This window comes from Bradyrhizobium sp. WSM2793, from assembly GCF_000379585.1.
Taxonomy (GTDB): Bacteria; Pseudomonadota; Alphaproteobacteria; order Rhizobiales; family Xanthobacteraceae; genus Bradyrhizobium.
Window position 1 is genome coordinate 170,636 of the sequence record NZ_KB902780.1, and the last position, 17,666, is coordinate 188,301.

16 protein-coding genes are annotated in these 17,666 nt (G+C 63.5%); 5 read left to right on the top strand and 11 right to left on the bottom strand.

Annotation, left to right across the window (positions count from 1 at the left end; all coding sequences use genetic code 11):
* Positions 1-8 precede the first annotated feature (8 nt).
* Genes A3AS_RS0115685 through A3AS_RS0115705 form a run of 5 tightly spaced genes read right to left on the bottom strand, consistent with a single transcriptional unit; the run spans position 9 to position 6,686 of the window.
* A complete protein-coding gene (locus tag A3AS_RS0115685) occupies positions 9-539 on the bottom strand; it encodes a gluconokinase (RefSeq protein WP_026202033.1) in 531 nt (176 codons plus the stop codon).
* Entirely contained in the window at positions 526-1,275 is a 750-nt protein-coding gene (pgl, locus tag A3AS_RS0115690; protein WP_026202034.1) for a 6-phosphogluconolactonase, read from the bottom strand. The genes A3AS_RS0115685 and pgl overlap by 14 nt, the downstream gene beginning before the upstream one ends.
* Positions 1,275-2,786 carry a glucose-6-phosphate dehydrogenase gene (gene zwf, locus A3AS_RS0115695; protein WP_018318526.1) on the bottom strand — a complete coding sequence of 504 codons (1,512 nt, stop codon included), beginning with the start codon at positions 2,784-2,786 and terminating at the stop codon, positions 1,275-1,277. Before zwf ends, pgl begins: the two co-directional genes overlap by 1 nt.
* Positions 2,787-2,803: 17 nt before the next feature.
* Positions 2,804-3,823, bottom strand: coding sequence for a phosphogluconate dehydrogenase (NAD(+)-dependent, decarboxylating) (gnd, locus tag A3AS_RS0115700; RefSeq protein ID WP_018318527.1), 1,020 nt, complete (start codon positions 3,821-3,823; stop codon positions 2,804-2,806).
* A gap of 13 nt (positions 3,824-3,836) precedes the next feature.
* On the bottom strand, positions 3,837-6,686 hold the full coding sequence (locus A3AS_RS0115705) for a bifunctional transaldolase/phosoglucose isomerase (protein WP_018318528.1): 2,850 nt from the start codon (positions 6,684-6,686) through the stop codon (positions 3,837-3,839).
* A gap of 303 nt (positions 6,687-6,989) precedes the next feature.
* Here A3AS_RS0115705 and A3AS_RS0115710 point away from each other — a divergent pair, with 303 nt between their 5' ends.
* The 4 genes from A3AS_RS0115710 (at position 6,990) to A3AS_RS0115725 (ending at position 12,728) form a co-directional block, all read left to right on the top strand.
* A complete protein-coding gene (locus A3AS_RS0115710) occupies positions 6,990-7,655 on the top strand; it encodes an STM3941 family protein (RefSeq protein WP_018318529.1) in 666 nt (221 codons plus the stop codon).
* A gap of 297 nt (positions 7,656-7,952) precedes the next feature.
* On the top strand, positions 7,953-9,896 hold the full coding sequence (locus A3AS_RS0115715; RefSeq protein WP_018318530.1) for a PrkA family serine protein kinase: 1,944 nt from the start codon (positions 7,953-7,955) through the stop codon (positions 9,894-9,896).
* Between the two features lie 19 nt (positions 9,897-9,915).
* The gene (locus A3AS_RS0115720) at positions 9,916-11,193 is read left to right on the top strand and encodes a YeaH/YhbH family protein (protein ID WP_026202035.1); all 1,278 of its coding nucleotides are present in this window, start codon (positions 9,916-9,918) and stop codon (positions 11,191-11,193) included.
* Positions 11,190-12,728: a SpoVR family protein gene (locus A3AS_RS0115725; RefSeq protein WP_018318532.1), complete on the top strand. Its 1,539-nt coding sequence runs from the start codon at positions 11,190-11,192 to the stop codon at positions 12,726-12,728. Before A3AS_RS0115720 ends, A3AS_RS0115725 begins: the two co-directional genes overlap by 4 nt.
* Before the next feature lie 207 nt (positions 12,729-12,935).
* Here A3AS_RS0115725 and A3AS_RS0115730 read toward each other — a convergent pair whose 3' ends face one another.
* From A3AS_RS0115730 to A3AS_RS0115755, 6 genes are all read right to left on the bottom strand, one after another.
* On the bottom strand, positions 12,936-13,385 hold the full coding sequence (locus tag A3AS_RS0115730) for a DUF1801 domain-containing protein (protein ID WP_026202036.1): 450 nt from the start codon (positions 13,383-13,385) through the stop codon (positions 12,936-12,938).
* 14 nt (positions 13,386-13,399) lie between these two features.
* Positions 13,400-13,594 (bottom strand): hypothetical protein, encoded by a 195-nt coding sequence (locus tag A3AS_RS0115735; protein ID WP_018318534.1) that lies wholly within the window; start codon positions 13,592-13,594, stop codon positions 13,400-13,402.
* A 59-nt stretch (positions 13,595-13,653) separates the two neighbouring features.
* Positions 13,654-14,085 carry an SRPBCC domain-containing protein gene (locus A3AS_RS0115740; protein ID WP_018318535.1) on the bottom strand — a complete coding sequence of 144 codons (432 nt, stop codon included), beginning with the start codon at positions 14,083-14,085 and terminating at the stop codon, positions 13,654-13,656.
* The gene (locus A3AS_RS0115745) at positions 14,082-14,405 is read right to left on the bottom strand and encodes a helix-turn-helix transcriptional regulator (protein WP_018318536.1); all 324 of its coding nucleotides are present in this window, start codon (positions 14,403-14,405) and stop codon (positions 14,082-14,084) included. Before A3AS_RS0115745 ends, A3AS_RS0115740 begins: the two co-directional genes overlap by 4 nt.
* Positions 14,406-14,680: 275 nt before the next feature.
* Positions 14,681-15,130 (bottom strand): DsrE family protein, encoded by a 450-nt coding sequence (locus A3AS_RS0115750; protein ID WP_018318537.1) that lies wholly within the window; start codon positions 15,128-15,130, stop codon positions 14,681-14,683.
* 38 nt (positions 15,131-15,168) lie between these two features.
* Entirely contained in the window at positions 15,169-15,789 is a 621-nt protein-coding gene (locus A3AS_RS0115755; RefSeq protein ID WP_018318538.1) for a hypothetical protein, read from the bottom strand.
* Positions 15,790-16,091: 302 nt separating this feature from the next.
* Here A3AS_RS0115755 and A3AS_RS0115760 point away from each other — a divergent pair, with 302 nt between their 5' ends.
* Positions 16,092-17,657 (top strand): SUMF1/EgtB/PvdO family nonheme iron enzyme, encoded by a 1,566-nt coding sequence (locus A3AS_RS0115760; protein WP_018318539.1) that lies wholly within the window; start codon positions 16,092-16,094, stop codon positions 17,655-17,657.
* Positions 17,658-17,666: the final 9 nt, after the last annotated feature.

The following is a 17,666-nucleotide window of genomic DNA, read 5'->3' on the forward strand; positions in this document are numbered from 1 at the left end:
GTTTTGCCTCAGCGTTTCGCAGTACCCAGTTTCAGCTGCCGCACCACGCCGTCCACGATCGCTTCGACGGTCTCGTCGATCGAGACGGTGATGACGTGCTCGCCCGCCTCCGGCGGCTCCAGCGTATCGAACTGGCTCGTCAGTAGCCCAGGCGGCATGAAATGCCCCTTGCGCTGCGCCAGCCGTTCGGCGATCAGCTCCTTGGTTCCCTTCAGGAACACGAAGCGGACGTCGTCGCGTCCACGCAGCAGCACGTCACGATAGGTGTGCTTCAGCGCCGAGCAGGCGATGATGATATGCCCGCCCTTATCGCAAACCTGTGCGATTTCGTCGGCGATGGCGTTGAGCCAGGGCCAGCGGTCCTCGTCGGTGAGGGGATGGCCGGCCCGCATCTTCTCGACATTGCTGGCGGGATGAAAGCTGTCGCCGTCTTCGAAGCGCCAGCCGAGCCGCTCGCCGAGTGCTTCCGCAACCGTGCTCTTGCCCGAACCCGACACGCCCATCACGATCAATGCACAAGGTGCTTCAACGCCCGCCACGAATTCCCTCCGGAAGCGCGGCCCTGTCGACCAGCCAGACGGTCTCACCATTCGAGCGCGCGCGTAAGGCCGGCAGAGTCTCGCCATTGACGAGGCGCGTCAAGATCGGCTGCTTGTCATGCCCGGCAATCTCGAACAGCATTTCGTGGCAAGACGCCAAAGCGGGCAAAGTGAGCGAGACCCGCGGCACGAAAGGCGCGACATTGGCTTTGGGCACCCCGACGACCCAGCGTTCGGTCTCCTCGATTTCGGGGAAGCCCGGGAAGAGCGAGGCGGTGTGACCGTCAGGGCCGGCGCCCATCAGGACCAGGTCGAACAACGGCCGCGCCGGATCGAGACTTTCAGAACCGTAGAAGGCCTGCAGCTCGCGCGCATAGGCCTCAGCGCTTCGGTCCGGATTGTCAGCCGTGGTCGGGATCGGGTGGATATGGCCGGAGGGCGCATTGCGGTCGAGAAAGGCCGCGCGCGCGACCGCCATGTTGTTGAGCGGATCGCTCTCAGGCACGAAACGTTCGTCCCCGATGAACCAGTGTACGCGGTCCCACGGGATCTTGCCGCGGCAGGGGTCGCTGCCGAGCAATTGATAGAGCTTTTTCGGGCTGGAGCCGCCGGTGAGGCAGATCGCGATGCGCGAGGGGTTGGCCGTGATCCGCGCCATCACCCGTTCGGCCGCGGCTTGCGCCAGCGCCCCGGCGTCGGCCGCGACGATCAGCTCCGGCAGTCCGGCCGCCGCCATCACGAAAATTTCCGCCAGCTTCGTCCGTCGCGCCGGAGCAGCTCGTCGGCGCAGGCCGGGCCGTCGCTGCCGGCTTCATAGGTCTCGATGCCGTTGGTGCCCGCGCTTTTCCAGGCGTCCAGGAACGGCTGCACTGCCTGCCATCCGGCCTCGATGCCGTCGGCGCGCTGGAACAGGATGTTGTCGCCGATCATGCAGTCGTAGATCAGCGTCTCGTAGCCGGTCGAGGGATCGGCGCGGAAATAATCGCCGTAGCGGAATTTCATCTCGACGCCGTCGATGGTGACGCTCGGCCCCGGGATCTTGGCGTTGAACTGCAGCTCGATGGTCTCGGTCGGCGCGATGCCGATGGTGAGAAAATTCTGCGACAGGCGATCGACGGTCGTGCCTGAGAACATCGACAGCGGCGCCTGCTTGAACTTGATCGCGACTTCGGTGCGCTTGTGGCCCAGCGCCTTGCCGGTGCGCAAATAGAACGGCACGCCGGCCCAGCGCCAATTGTCGATCATCAGTTTCAGCGCAACAAAGGTCTCGGTGCTGCTGCCGGGCTTGACGTCCTGGGTCTTGTGGTAGTCCGGGATATCGTCGTCGCCGACGCGGCCCGCGAGATATTGCGCGCGGACCGAGTTTTTCAGCGCATCCTCCCGGCTCGGCTGCTGGATCGACGTGAGCACCTCGGCCTTCTCGGAGCGCACGGAATGGGCGTCGAAGCGCGCCGGCGGCTCCATCGCCACCAGCGACATCAGCTGGAACAGATGGTTCGGCACCATGTCGCGCAGCGCGCCGGTGGCATCGTAGAAGCCGCCGCGATGGCCGACGCCGAGCTTCTCTTCCACGGTGATCTGGATGTGGTCGATGTGGTTGCGATTCCAGATCGGCTCGAACATGCCGTTGGCAAAGCGCAGCACCAGGATGTTCTGCACGGTCTCCTTGCCGAGATAATGATCGATCCGGTAGATCTGGTGCTCGTCCATAATCTTCAGCAACTCGGCGTTCAGCGCCTTGGCCGAGGCGAGGTCGGTCCCGAACGGCTTTTCGATCACCAGCCGCCGCCAGGCGCCGTTCTCCTTCATCATGCCGGTGCGGCCGAGCTCGCGCGCCGTCGGTGCGAACGCAGTGGGCGGCGTTGCCAGATAGAACAGCCGGTTGCCGCCGGTATCCTGCGCGCATTCCAGCGAATCCAGGTGCTCGCGCAGGCGATCGAACGACGGCGGGTCCTTCGGATCGGCCTCGACGAAGGTCACGCATTCCAGCAGCTTCTTTGCGATGTCGTCGTCCACGGGACGGGTCGCGAACTGGCGCAGTCCCTTCAACAGGCTGTTGCGCAGTTCGTCATCCGACTGCCCCCTGCGGGCCACGCCGACGACGCAGAACTTTTCCGGCAACAGATGCTCGGCCGCCAGATTGTAGAGCGACGGCATCACCAGCCGATGAGTGAGGTCGCCGGTCACGCCAAAGATGACGAAGGCGCAATTTTCCGGCTTGCGCTTTACTTGCGGGTCTTTTGTCACGAATTGTCGGCCTTCGCTTAGTTACGCTTACTGAGCTCTAATTTGGGCTTCGCGGCGCCCGGCTGCTTCGGCTCCTTGTGACCGCCAAAACCTGCGCGCATCGCGGAGAGAATTTTTTCGGCGAAGGTGTGTTCCTGGCGGGAACGGAAACGTGTGTAGAGCGCCGCGGTCAAAACTTCGGCCGGCACGGCCTCGTCGATCGCCGCATTCACGGTCCAGCGTCCTTCGCCGGAATCTTCGACGAAGCCGGAATATTCCGTCAGCTGCGGACTGTCGGCGAGCGCCGTCGAGGTGAGATCGAGCAGCCAGGACGGGATCACGCTGCCGCGCCGCCACACTTCGGCGATGTCGGCGAGATCGAAATCGTAGCGGTGATCTGCCGGGAGAGCCGCGATGTTGGCGTTCTTGAGGATGTCGAAACCTTCGGCATAGGCCTGCATCAGGCCGTATTCGATGCCGTTGTGGATCATCTTGACGAAGTGGCCGGCGCCGACCGGGCCGGCATGGATGTAGCCCTGCTCGATGCGGGGATCGCGGCCCTCGCGTCCTTCCGTGCGTGGAATGTCGCCGGCGCCGGGCGCCAGCGCGGCGAAGATCGGATCGAGCCGGTCGACCACCTGCTTCTCGCCGCCGATCATCATGCAATAGCCGCGGTCGAGGCCCCAGACACCGCCCGATGTGCCGACGTCGACATAGTGGATGCCGCGTTCCTTCAGCGCCTTGCCGCGGCGGACATCGTCCTGCCAGAAGGTGTTGCCGCCATCGATGATGACGTCGCCTGGCTGCATCACGCCCGCGATCGTGTCGATCGTGGTCTGGGTGATGTGCCCCGCAGGCAGCATCACCCAGGCCGTGCGCGGCCGCTCAAGCTTCGAGATGAAGTCTTCGAGCGTCGAGGAGCCGACCGCACCGTCCGCGGCAAGGCCCGCTACGGCCTTGGCGTCCTTGTCATAGACCACGGTCGAATGTCCCTGGCGCATCAGGCGGCGAACGATGTTGCCGCCCATTCGGCCGAGGCCGATCATGCCGAGTTGCATCTGCGATATTCCCTTAGTTCAGCGCGTCGTTGAGTGCCGCATTGAGTGTCGCGAGACCCTTCTTGAGTCCGCCCTTGAGGTGCACGCGCAGCGCGCGCCGGCCGCGTTCGGTGAGCACGTCGAAATCGCCGCGTGCCTGCGCCGCCTTGATCACGCCGAAGCTGGCCTTCTGGCCCGGCACCGCCAGGTCCTTGGCATCATCGGCGGTAATCTGGAGGAACACGCCACTGTCGGGCCCGCCCTTGTAGGCTTGCCCCGTGGAGTGCAGGAAGCGCGGTCCGAATTCGGCACAGGTTGCGACCTGCCGCTTCTCGCGGACCTCTAGCCGCATGGCCTGAAGCGCGTCGATAGTCACCTTGTCCCGCGCGATGTAGCCGAGCAGGGCGACGTAATCGCCGTCGCCGGAGCGCGACAGATGCGCCTTGAGCCACGAGGTGAGGTCGCCGTTGGCGCCGGCGGCGCGCAGCGCGGTGGCGTTGGCCTCGTCGGTGTAGAGATCGGCCTCATCGGTGCTGACCACCGGCTGCTCTTCCGGCAAGGCGCCGGTCTTCTCGAACGACGCCGTGAGCTCGCGGGTCTTGATCTTGGCGGCTTCCACGTCCGGCTGGTCGAACGGGTTGATGCCGAGGATCGAGCCCGCCACAGCGGTCGCCATCTCGAAGCGGAAGAACTCCTGGCCGAGATGGTCGATCGACTTCATCACGATGCGCACGACGGGGTGGCCGGCCGCTTCGATCGCGGCAAGCTTGGAGTCATGCGCGGCATCCGCTTCGCCCTCGACGCGGATGTCGATGAAGAACCGATCGTTGCCGTAGACGGAAGGATCGCCCAGCGGCTCGCCCTCGATCGGGATCAGGCCCTTGCCTTCCTTGCCGGTCGATTCCGCGATGAGCTGCTCGGCCCAGGCGCCGAAATCGGCGATCTTCTTCGACGACAGGATCGTCACCTTATCGCGGCCTTCGAGGCCGGCGAGGCCGATGGCAAGGCCAAGCTGCACGCCCGGGTTTTCGCTCGGCGGCACGTCCGGTCCGCAGGAGCGCGCCATGGCCAGCGCATGCTTGACGAAGGTCTTGACGTCGATGCCGGCGGTCGCCGCCGGCACGAGGCCGAATGGCGACAGCACGGAATAGCGTCCGCCGATCGAGGGCTCGCCATGGAAGATGCGGGCGTAGTTCAGCTTCTTGGCGGCCTTCTCCAGCGATGAGCCGGGATCGGTCACCGCGATGAAGCGGAAGCCGGTCTTCGCCTTCGGGCCGAGTGCTTGCGCAACTCGCTCATGGAAATAGTCCTTCATCGCGTTCGGCTCGGTGGTGCCGCCGGACTTGCTGGAGACGATGAACACGGTGTTGGAGATGTCGATCCGGGCCTCCATCGCCCGCACCTGCGCCGGATCGGTTGAATCAAGCACATGCAGCTTCGGGAAGCCGGGCTTTTTCCCAAAAGTCTCGGCCAGCACCTCCGGCCCGAGGCTTGATCCGCCCATGCCGAGCACGACGGCGTCGGAGAACTTCTGCCCCTTCACGCGGCCGGCATAGTCCTCGTAATCGGCGACGTCGGCCTTGGCGGCGCTGTCGAGCCAGCCGAGCCATTTGTCCTCGTCCGTGCCGGTCCAGACCGACTTGTCGCGCTGCCACAGCCTGCGGATTTTCGCGGACGCCCGCCATTCCTCCGTGCTCTTGGTTACGGCCTTGTCGAGCCCGTCGCCGAGCGAGAGAGACTGGCGGTCCAGCGCGGGCCCAAGCACCGTGGCGCGCTTGTGGGCGACGGCGCCGTAGAGCTTGTCGGCGGCGTCCGCGAACAGCTTGACGCCGTCCTTGACGAGCTCCTCGGTGATGTCGTCGAGCGAGACGCCGGAGCGCTCCAGCTCTTCCAGCACGCGGTAGGCGTCCTCGACGTTCTCTTCCAGGCTGTCGCGCGGCTTGCCGTGGTCGCGGAACGCATCCAGCGTTGCCGGCGGCACGGTGTTGATGGTGTCTGGACCGATCAGCTCCTCGACATAGAGGACGTCGCTGTAATCCTTGTTCTTGGTGCCGGTCGAGGCCCACAGCATCCGCTGCGGCTTGGCGCCCTTGGCGGCGAGCTTGTCCCAGCGGGGACCCGAGAACAGGCGCTTGTAGTCCTGGTAGGCGACCTTGGCGTTGGCGATCGCGACCTTGCCCTTGAGCGCGGCGAGCCGCTCCTTCTCGGACGGATCGTTGGCGCGGGCGATCTTGTCGTCGAGCTGCTTGTCGACCACGCTGTCGATACGGCTGACGAAGAAGCTGGCCACGCTCGCGACATGCGAGGGGTCGCCGCCGCCTGCGACGTATTTTTCGAGGCCGGCGATGTAGGCTTCGGCCACCTGGAGGTAGACCGCCTTGGAGAACAGCAGCGTGATGTTGATGCTGATGCCGTCTCCGATCAGCTGCTCGATCGCCGGCAGGCCTTCCGGCGTCGCCGGCACCTTCACCATCAGGTTCTTGCGACCAACATCATTCCAGAGCCGGCGAGCCTCAGCGACCGTGCCTGATGTGTCCATGGCGAGATAGGGCGAGACCTCCAGGCTGACATAGCCGTCGCCGCCCTCGAGGCGGTCATAGACCGGGCGCAGCACGTCGGCTGCGTTCTGGATGTCCTCGATCGCGACGGCCTCGAACAGGTCGGTCACGGTCCGGTCGCCGCGCTTCAGCGCCTTGCCGATCGGGGCGTCATATTCGTCCGAGCTGCCGATCGCCTTCTCGAAGATCGAGGGGTTGGAGGTGACGCCCTTGACGCCGTCGGTCTCGATCAGCCGCTTCAGGTCGCCCTTGGCAATGAAGCCGCGGGCCAGGAAGTCCAACCAGACGGCTTGTCCGTGCTTTTCCAGTTCTTTGACGGGATTCATGATGCTTATTTATCTCCAAGCCTGCGGGCGAGGGGTTTCCGCGCCGGTCCTGACGCGCTATCCTCTAGCTTACATGCACCCGGGAGGGAACCAATCAAGGGTACAGGCGTCATACCTCCAGTGTAACTCCGTCGCGATCATGGCGATCCGGGCGGGAGTAGCGGTTGTTGCGTAAAAAGTCGTTGGCCGAAGGTTCGGCCGGGTCTCGTTGCGTAATGCCGGCCGCTTCGTCGTCAGCCAGTGGCTGCGTGGAGTGCCATCAGCGGATTCCGGTCCGTCTGGTGCATCGTGGTTCGGCCGCGAATGGCCATGCTGGGGAAGAGCATGCACGCCCATCCTGAAGGTCTGGCGTTTGGTGTCGCCGACAGCCAGCAATCTGCCATGACCATCGACGCATCCCGCGATCTCGAAATCAGGCGATGCGCGACGCGGTTGCGGCTGCTGGTCGCGGCGGGCTTTGCGATGACCCTGCTCAGCGCCAGCCTCGCCTTCGACTTGTGGGACGGTTTGGGCGACTACGACACGACGCTCGGCTATGCCGGCGTCGCGCTGTTCGGCCTGGTGACCTGTTGGCTGATCTGGATGCTGCCCGCAGAACGGGGGGCGGTGGTGGTCGTCACCCCCTACGGCATCCGCGATCTCCGCATCGGCAATGAATTTCTGCCGTGGGATTCGATTGCAGAGATTTCGGCTGAGGAAAGCCGCGGCCACAAGATGATCGTGCTGACGCCGACGCCGGCCTTGCAGCAGCAGCTCTGCGGCATCCGCGATTTGGCCCGTTGCGTGCGAAACGATCGTATCGTCATCCTGTCGGACGGCCTGGCGACCGATTTTGATACATTGCTGCTCGCTTGCCGCGACTGTCACGCTGCCAGCACTCCGCGCGCCGCATTGCAGCAGGAAGATGAACGCGGCACCCAAGGTGGAAACCAAGGCGGCGCTCAAGGCTTCGCCGTACAAGCGTCATAAGATCGCCGCTCGCAGATCGCTATGCTGCAACGCCGGATGGACTCATCCCCGGTAACGCCCGGATGTTGCGACTGAGTGACATTTTCTGGAAATGAGCCAATATAGACAGAGATTCGCACAAAATACGGGCAGGTGCCTGTTCGTAACTCAACGAGTGCCTACGTTGTGCGTTGCGTGGTGTCGGCACCCGGGTGTCCAATGATCGTCATGTGCTCACGCTGATTCGAAACGGCCTGAGGAACGGTCCGGTAACTGCTTTCGTTTCAGCTTGTAGCGGAACTCACGCGGAGAGGGATCATGTACAACGATTCTCTATTCAACGCTTTCGCTCGGTCGTTCGAGGCGAGAAGCCAGCACGACATGTCGATGGCGGAATATCTGGAATCGTGTCGAAGCGATCCCATGAAATACGCGAACGCGGCCGAACGACTACTAGCGGCGATCGGCGAGCCCCACACGATTGACACGGCCAAGGACCCACGCCTTGGCCGTATTTTTTTGAACCGCACGATCCGCACCTATCCGGCCTTCGCCGGCTTCTACGGCATGGAAGAAACCATCGAGCGCATCGTTGGTTTCTTCCGCCATGCGGCGCAGGGCCTAGAGGAGCGCAAGCAGATCCTCTATCTGCTCGGGCCGGTCGGCGGCGGCAAATCCTCGCTCGCCGAGCGGTTGAAGTCGCTGATGGAAGTGCATCCGATCTACGTGCTCAAGGCCGGCGACGAGCTCTCGCCGGTGTTCGAGAGCCCGCTCAGCCTGTTCGATCCCGATCATCTCGGACCGATGCTGGAAGAGAAATACGGCATTCCGCGCCGTCGTCTCACCGGCCTGATGAGCCCGTGGTGCTACAAGCGGCTGGAAGCCTTCGGCGGCGATATCTCCCAGTTTCGTGTCGCAAAAATCCAGCCGTCGCGGCTGCGCCAGATTGCGATCTCCAAGACCGAGCCCGGTGATGAGAACAACCAGGACATCTCCTCGCTGGTCGGCAAGGTCGATATCCGCAAGCTCGAAACCTACGCACAGAACGATCCCGACGCCTACAGCTATTCCGGCGGCCTCAACCGCGCCAACCAGGGCGTGCTCGAGTTCGTCGAGATGTTCAAGGCGCCGATCAAGATGCTGCACCCGCTGCTGACCGCGACGCAGGAGGGCAACTATATCGGCACCGAGAACATCGGCGCGATTCCGTTCACCGGCGTCATCCTCGCGCACTCCAACGAGGCCGAGTGGGCGAGCTTCAAGGCCAACAAGAACAACGAAGCCTTCATCGACCGCATCTGCGTGATCAAGGTGCCTTACTGCCTGCGCGTCACTGAAGAGCAGAAGATCTACGAGAAGCTGATCCAGGGCTCCGAGCTCGCGTCGGCGCCTTGCGCGCCTTCGACGCTGGAGACGCTGGCGCGGTTCTCGGTGATGTCGCGCCTGCGCAAGCACGAGAACTCCACCCTGTTCGGCAAGATGCGGGTCTACGACGGCGAGAGCCTGAAGGAATCCGATCCGAAGGCGCGCAGCGTCCAGGAATATCGCGACGCCGCCGGCGTCGACGAGGGCATGGACGGCGTCTCCACCCGCTTCGCCTTCAAGATCCTGGCTGCGACCTTCAACCACGATCCGCAGGAAGTCGCCGCCGACGCCGTGCATCTGATGTACGCACTGGAGCAGTCGATCCGCCGGGAGCAGCTGCCGGAGGAAGTCGAGAAACGCTATCTCGAATTCATCAAGGCGGATCTGGCGCCGCGCTACGCCGAGTTCATAGGCAACGAAATCCAGAAGGCCTATCTGGAATCCTACTCGGATTACGGCCAGAATCTGTTCGACCGCTACGTCGACTATGCCGACGCCTGGATCGAGGACCAGGACTTCAAGGATCCCGACACCGGCCAGCTGCTCGATCGCGAGCTTTTGAACCAGGAGCTGACCAAAATCGAGAAGCCGGCGGGCATCGCCAACCCCAAGGACTTCCGCAACGAGGTCGTCAAATTCTCGTTACGCTCGCGGGCCCAGAACGGTGGCAAAAATCCGACCTGGACCTCCTACGAGAAGATTCGCGACGTGATCGAAAAGAGGATATTCTCGCAAGTCGAGGACCTGCTTCCGGTCATCTCTTTCGGATCGAAGAAGGACGGCGAGACGGAGAAGAAGCACGGCGAGTTCGTCGCACGCATGGTGGAGCGTGGCTACACCGAGCGTCAGGTTCGCCGGCTCGTCGAATGGTACATGCGTGTGAAGCAGGCCGGTTGAGGCGGATGGTAAAGTGCCCATTCACATTATTGACAGGCGCCTGAATCCAGGCGGCAAGAGTCTTGAGAACCGCCAGCGGTTCTTGCGTCGGGCCAAATCCCTGGTGCAGGGCGCCGTCAAGAAGACCTCGCAGGAACGCGACATCAAGGACGTCCTGGAGGGTGGTGAGGTCACGATCCCGCTGGACGGCATGCACGAGCCGCGCTTCCGCCGCGAAGGCGGAACGCGCGACATGGTGCTGCCCGGGAACAAGAAGTTCATCGAGGGGGACTATCTGCAGCGCTCCGGCCAGGGCAGCGCCAAGAATTCCGGCCCGGGCGAAGGCGACAGCGAGGATGCCTTCCGCTTCGTGCTCTCCCGCGACGAGTTCGTCGATCTCTTCCTCGACGATCTCGAGCTGCCGGACCTGGCCAAGCGCAAGATCGCGCAGACCGAGAGCGAGGGCATTCAGCGCGCCGGCTACACCACGTCGGGCTCGCCCGCCAACATCTCGGTGAGCCGGACGGTGAAGCTGGCGCTCGCCCGCCGCATCGCGCTCAAGCGTCCCCGCAAGGAAGAGATCGAGGAACTGGAAGCCGCGATCGCCGCCTGCACCGACGAGGACGAGCTTGGGGTGCTTCTCGCCCAGCTCGAGAAGCTGAAGGCGAAGACCAAGCGGATTCCCTTCATCGATCCGCTCGACATCCGCTACCGCCGCTTCGAGACGGTGCCGAAGCCGGTGGCGCAGGCGGTGATGTTCTGCCTGATGGACGTGTCGGGCTCGATGTCCGAGCACATGAAGGATCTCGCCAAGCGCTTCTACATGCTGCTCTACGTGTTCCTGAAGCGCCGCTACAAGCATGTCGAGATCGTCTTCATCCGCCACACCGACCGCGCCGAGGAGGTCGACGAGCAGACCTTCTTCTATGGCCCGGCCTCGGGCGGCACGCTGGTCTCGAGCGCGCTGCAGGCGATGCACGAGATCGTGCGCGAGCGCTTCAATCCGTCGGACTGGAACATCTACGCCGCGCAGGCCTCCGACGGCGACAATTCCTATTCCGACGGCGAGCTCACGGGGCTGCTGCTGACCGACAAGATCCTGCCGGTCTGTCAGTTCTTTGCCTATCTCGAGGTCGGGGAATCCGGCGGCAGCGCCTTCGATCTCTCCGACTCCTCGCTTTGGACTCTCTACGACCGCCTGCGCAACAGCGGCGCACCGCTCTCGATGCGCAAGGTCAGCGAGCGCAGCGAGATCTTTCCGGTGTTCCACGATCTATTCCAGCGCCGCGAAACTGCCCAGGAGAAAGCCGCTCCATGACGGAACGATTGTTCGAAGGCGCGGATTGGGATTTCCACACCTTGCAGCGCATCACCGATGCCTGCGAGGCGGTGGCGACGAAGGATCTCGGGCTCGACGTCTATCCGAACCAGATCGAGGTCATCACCGCCGAGCAGATGCTGGATGCTTACTCCTCCGTCGGCATGCCGCTGTTCTACAAGCACTGGTCGTTCGGCAAGCAATTCGCTTACCATGAGGCGTCCTATCGCAAGGGCCTGATGGGGCTCGCCTATGAGATCGTGATCAACTCCTCGCCCTGCATCTCCTATCTGATGGAGGAGAACACGGCGACGATGCAGACTCTGGTGATCGCGCACGCCGCTTTCGGTCACAACCACTTCTTCAAGAACAATTACCTGTTTAAGCAGTGGACTGACGCCGACGGCATCCTGGATTATCTCGACTTCGCCAAGACGTATGTCATGCAATGCGAGGAGCGCTACGGCCGCGTCGAGGTCGAGCGGACGCTCGATGCCGCGCATGCGCTGATGTCGCACGGCATCGACCGCTATCCCGGCAAGAAGAAGCTGGATCTGCGGGCCGAAGAGAAGCGGGCAGGGCGCCGTCGCCAGCACGAGGAGGAGGTCTTCAACGACCTCTGGCGCACCGTCCCCAAGGGCGCGGCCAAGAGCCGGTCCGCGCTCAGCATCGAGCGCCGCCGCAAGCTGCTCGGCCTGCCGCAGGAAAACCTGCTCTATTTCCTGGAGAAGAGTGCGCCGCGACTGGCGCCGTGGCAACGCGAGCTGCTGCGCATCGTCCGCCACATCGCGCAATATTTCTATCCGCAGAGCCAGACCAAGGTGATGAACGAGGGGACGGCGACTTACGTCCACTATCGCATCATGACCAGGCTGCACGAGCAGGGCCGCATCACCGACGGCAATTTCCTCGAATTCCTGGGATCGCACACCAATGTGGTGTTCCAGCCCGAATTCGACGACCCGCGCTTCTCCGGATTCAACCCCTATGCACTCGGCTTTGCCGTGATGCAGGACATCGAGCGCATCGTCACCAAACCGGAGGACGAGGACCGCGAATGGTTCCCCGACATCGCCGGCAAGGGCGACGTGATGGGCGTGCTGCGCGACGTCTGGGCCAACTACCGCGACGAAAGCTTCATCGCCCAGTTCCTGAGCCCGAAGCTGATGCGGCACTTCCGCATGTTCCATCTGCACGACGATCCCGAGGAGCGCGCCGGCATCCGGGTCGATGCCATCCACGACGAGCGCGGCTTCCGCCGCGTCCGCCGCGAGCTGGCACGGCAGCATGATGTCGGCTTCATCGACGCCAATATCGAGGTGGTCGACGTCGATCTCTCCGGCGACCGCCGGCTGATCCTGCACCACCACGTCATCAAGGGCTCGCAACTCAACGAGACCGATGCCAAGCGGGTGCTGCAGCACCTGGCCGATCTCTGGACCTACGACGTCGCGCTGATCGAGGTCGATGCCAACGACAAGGTCATGCGCGAATACGTCGTGAGCCCGCGCCCGATCCCGGCGGCGGTGGCGTGAGGCTGCCGTCTGCGCGGCAATAAGGCGAGATGCGCGTTGATGTGCCCTCGCCCCTTGTAGGAGAGGGCAGGGAGGACGGCAGACACAAGCTCACTTCGGTGAGGGGTATCTTTCCACACCTTCCACTGCCGATAGAGACCCCTCATCCGGCGCTTCGCGCCACCTCCTCCTACAAGGGGAGAAGGAAGGCACTGCACTACGGCTGTTCTATGCCGAGCGCTTTACCGGCTTCTTCGCCGCCTTCTTCTTCGACCCATTCAGCTCCACCGCCGCGCGGATCAGCGCCTTCAACGCCTTCTCGTTGATTTTCTCGCCTTCGCGAATGTCGATGGCGCGCCGCACGTTGCCGTCGAGGCTGGAATTGAACAGGCCGGCCGGGTCGTCCAGCGCCGCGCCCTTGGCAAAGGTCATCTTCACCACTTCCTTGTAGGTCTCGCCGGTGCAGATGATGCCGTCGTGCTCCCAGACGGGAACGCCGCGCCATTTCCATTCCTCGACAACTTCAGGATCGGCCTGCTTGATCAGGCCGCGGACCCGCGCCAGCATTTCGCCGCGCCAGTCGCCGAGCTCCTTGATCCTGCCGTCGATCAGCTTGGAGGGCGACGGCCCAGTCGCGTCCTTGGTGCTGCTCTTCTTCTCCGCTACTGCCTTCTTCATCGTCTCGCCTCGCATCACGCGTTGCCGCGGCGGCCGAGATAGGGCAGCGCGAACAGATAGAGCCCGGTCGCCAGCAGCGGGATCAGCGGGACGAGCGCCAGGAAGCCTATCCAGACCGCCTGGAGCTGCATGGTCATGGCGACGATGTTGGCGATGACGGCGAGCGTGAAAGCCATCGACAGCCAGCGATGGATCTGACGAATCCACATGTCTGTGCTCACTGGGGTCTCCCTCTAGAAATGATTGGAATGGATACGGCCGGCCGGGGCTATTCCTCCCGCGCCAGCACCTCGTCCAGCTTGGCAAGGAACTGCTTCCAGCCGGCATGCGCGCCGCCGTAAGCCTGCTTTTGCGTCGGGCTGAAGCCCGCCTGCTCGACGCGTAAGTGAGTGCCCGCGCCGGTCGGCGTCAGCGTGAAGGTCACGACGCTCCTGAGGTCGAACGCCGCGTCCTCATGCGAGAAATTCCAGGTGTAGGCGAGCGTCTTCTGCGGCTCGATGGTGAGCACCTCGCAGTCCAGCACGCCACCCCATTCACCGCGAAGATTGAAGCGATGACCGACTGACGGCTTGAAGTCGTTCTTCATCAGCCATTCCTCGATCAGATGCGGCTGCGTCAGCGCGCGCCAGAGCCGCTCGGCCGGGAAGGCGAATTCGCGCTCGACGACGACGGAACGTGTTTCGCTTGAGGCTTCGGTCATTGGTCCATCCTCTTCAGGAGATCGTCGAGTGCGTCGAGCCGCCTCTGCCAGAATCCGGTCATCTGGCTGGTCCAGTCGCGCAGCGGATCGAGTGCGCCGGGCTGCGCGCTGTAGTGGGTCTGCCGCCCCTCATGGCGGTCCCGCACGAGGCCGGCCAGCTTCAACGCGCCGAGATGTTTCGAGACGGCCGGCTGGGAAACGCCGGATCTCACGGTCAGGGCCCCGACCGTCTGCTCCCCCTCGCGGCACAGCCGCTCGAAGATCGCCCGCCTTGTGGGGTCGGCGAGCGTCCGGAACAGGAGGTCGGGGGCGAGAGACATGGGAATCCATAACCAGGAAGTTATAGGTTAACTCATAACCGCGGGGTTATGGGTGAGTCAAGCGGGATGAAGATGAGTTTGGGGGGCGCTGCGAGCTCCGCCTTACCTCTCCCGCTTGCGGGAGAGGTCGGCGCGTCCGGCGATGCAAAGCATCGACCCGCGCGCCGGGTAAGGGCTTTTTCCTCTAGGGGATTGTCCCTCTGCGGAGCCACCCTCTCCCGAACCCTCGCAGGCGGGGGAGGGAGTGCACTTGTCGTGTGGGTAAGAAGCAGCCCCTACGGCCGCAGATAAAGATACCCCTGCGACTGCAGCTCAGCCAAACGAACCACGCCGCCCTTTTCCGCGCTGACGAAGCCCGGCAGCAGCTCGGTCAACGTCACGTTCTGCGCCTTCATCGTGTTGCCGCAGGCGGCGAGCTCGACGCCGTCCTTGGAGAATTCGCCGACGCGCTTGCTGATGTCGGGGTTCGCCTGCGCCGAGTGGAATGCCTTCAGCGCCGGGCCGTGGATCACCAGCGCGATCGTGACGTGATCAGGACCGCCGACGCCGTCGATGTGGTTCTGGATGTTGCCGAGCACGAAGTTGACCTTCTCGGCATCGCTGAGATGGTAGACCACTTTCAGCTTGTTGCCCGCGCCCGCTCCCGTCGCGGCTTTCGCGCCGGAGGCACCGAATGCCGCGCCGAGGGCCGAGATTGCGCTCCACAAGATGTTCCGCCGGTTCATGGCGATCTCCCTCGACTGACTTTGCCGGAGACATATCATCATTTGTGGCGGAGCGCGGCGAGTTCCTTGCGGTCGGTCACCAGCGAAGCGCACTCGCTGTTGTCGGTGCGATCAAGCCGAAAGATCCTGTCGTCGGCACCGCCGACCAGCGACCGCTCGGCCTCGTCATCCGGCTTGTTGTTCTGCCAGACCCGGACGCGTTCGAGCCGCACGATCGTCGACTTGTCGTCTTTGGACAGCGCAACGCCGATGCCACCGCCTTCGCAATCGACACCGCAACCGAGGCGAACCTCGTTGCCGTCCTTGGTGAATACGGCGTGGTTGCAAGAACCGCTGGAGTCGAAATCGCCGGAGCGATGGCGGTACCTGAAACCGAGGCGGAAGGAATTGTGCAGCTCCTTGTCTTCCTTGTCCAACTCGGCCGAGATCAGCAGCTTCATCGAAGCAACCTTCTGCTTCGGATGCCGCGCCAGGTGCTCCGCATCGTAGCGGCGGACGAAGCAGGCATAGGCCTTGTTGCCGGGCGCGCCCGCATACATGCGCGTGTTGAAGGTCTCGGCTTCGGCCTTGCTGGCTTCGCGGACGTCGTCGGCCTCTTCCGCGTGGGCCGTACTGATGAGTGCGGCAACGGCGAGGGCAGTCAGGAGAGAAAGCTTCATGATGGCCTCGAACGCAGGAGCGAGCTGTAGGCTTTAGACGCGGCCCAGGTGCGACGCGTTCAACCCGCGCAAGTCGTACATGATCATCACAGCGCGGAGCGGGATGGACAGTTCCAGGCACGGCGTTAGTCACCGGGAGGGCGAGGAAGGTTCAACCGATGCGATGCCTTCGCCTTCCGGAACTCGATCCCTGCGAGTCCTTCGACATTGCTCCATTTCATCAATGTGATAGCCTTCACAGACGATCGCCTTTAGCGGTCGTAAGCTGGGGCTGCCTTTGTAGGTTTGTGGAGTCCCCCGCAATGGGCGAAATTCGCAACTTCAGATCCGGAAATCAGGACGAGCCGCCTCCACACGGCCCCATGCCTCGTCGCCTCGCGGCGATCATTGTCGGCGACATCGCTTCCTACAGTCGCATCATGCAGGCCGACGAGGAGGGCACGCATGTCCGCGTCAAGCGGATCGAGCGGGATATCATCCAGCCCAGCATCGTCGAGCACCATGGCACGCTGGTGAAGACGACGGGCGACGGCTTCATCGCCATCTTCGACAGTCCTGTCGAGGCCGTTCGATGCAGCATCGTCATCCAGCAGAATCTCATCGGCCGCAACGCCCCGCTTCCCAAGCATTCACGGCTCGAATACCGGATCGGCGTCAATCTCGGCGACGTCATCGTGGAGCCGGACGATGTCTACGGCGACGGGGTCAACATCGCCACACGTATCGAGGGTATCGCCGAGCCCGGTCACGTCTATATCTCAGGCGCGATCTACGAGCAGATCAAGCACAAGGTGGTGTGCGGCTATGAGTCGCTCGGGGACCGCAAGGTCAAGAACATCACGGATCCGGTGCGCGTCTATCGCGTGCTGCCGGACGCAGACGCAGTCGGCAGGACGCGCGGCCGGCGCGAGAGCATGCTGCTCTTTCTTCTGATCATGGCATTGCTGGTGATTGCCGGCTACGTGCTTTGGTACGTGCTGGTGCAGCACCGCAGCCAGGTGGGGCAACAGGCTGCCGCTCCTCCGATCGCGGCGCCGTCGGCTTCGCCGATGCCGCAATCCGTTCCGTCGTTACCGAGCCCGGCGGCACCGGCGCCCCAAGCTGCACCCGCGGCTTCTCCCTTGCCCACAACGACGCCGTCGCCCGCAGCATCGCCTTCACCATCTCCGGCATCCGCTCCATCGGTGACGGCGGTCCGAGAACCCGAGATGATCCCCATTCGCGGCGGCAGCTTTGCGATGGGAAGCAATGACGATCCGACCGAACGTCCTGTCCACCAGGTCACGGTCAAACCGTTCTCGATCGGCAAATATCCGGTGACGGTGCAGGAATGGAACGAATGCGCGGCTGCAAAGGCGTGCGGCTTCACCGCCACCGGCAAAGAGGATGCGCCGATCGGCAATGTGAGCTGGACCGACGCGCAGCAATATGCCGCCTGGCTCGCGCAGGCGACGAAGAAGCCTTACCGGCTTCCGAGCGAGGCCGAATGGGAATATGCCGCGCGCGGCGGCACGCAGAGCAAATATTGGTGGGGCGACAAGCTTCAGCCAGGCATGGCCGGCTGCAAGGATTGCGGTGACCTCGCGGCCGAGCAGCCGGCGAAGGTCGGCAGCTTCAAGCCGAATCCGTTCGGCCTCCACGACATGGGTGGCGGTATCGATCAGTGGGTCGAGGACTGCTGGCACAGGACCTATCAGGGCGCACCCACTGACGGCTCGGCATGGGGTGGCGGCGACTGCAGCTCGCACGTTCTGCGCTCGGGCTCGTGGAAGAACGATGCGAGATATGTGAGGCCATCCAACCGCGATGGTTACGACACCAATGTCCGTTACCCCACGCATGGATTCCGCGTCGCGCTCAGTCCGTAAGTGCTGGAG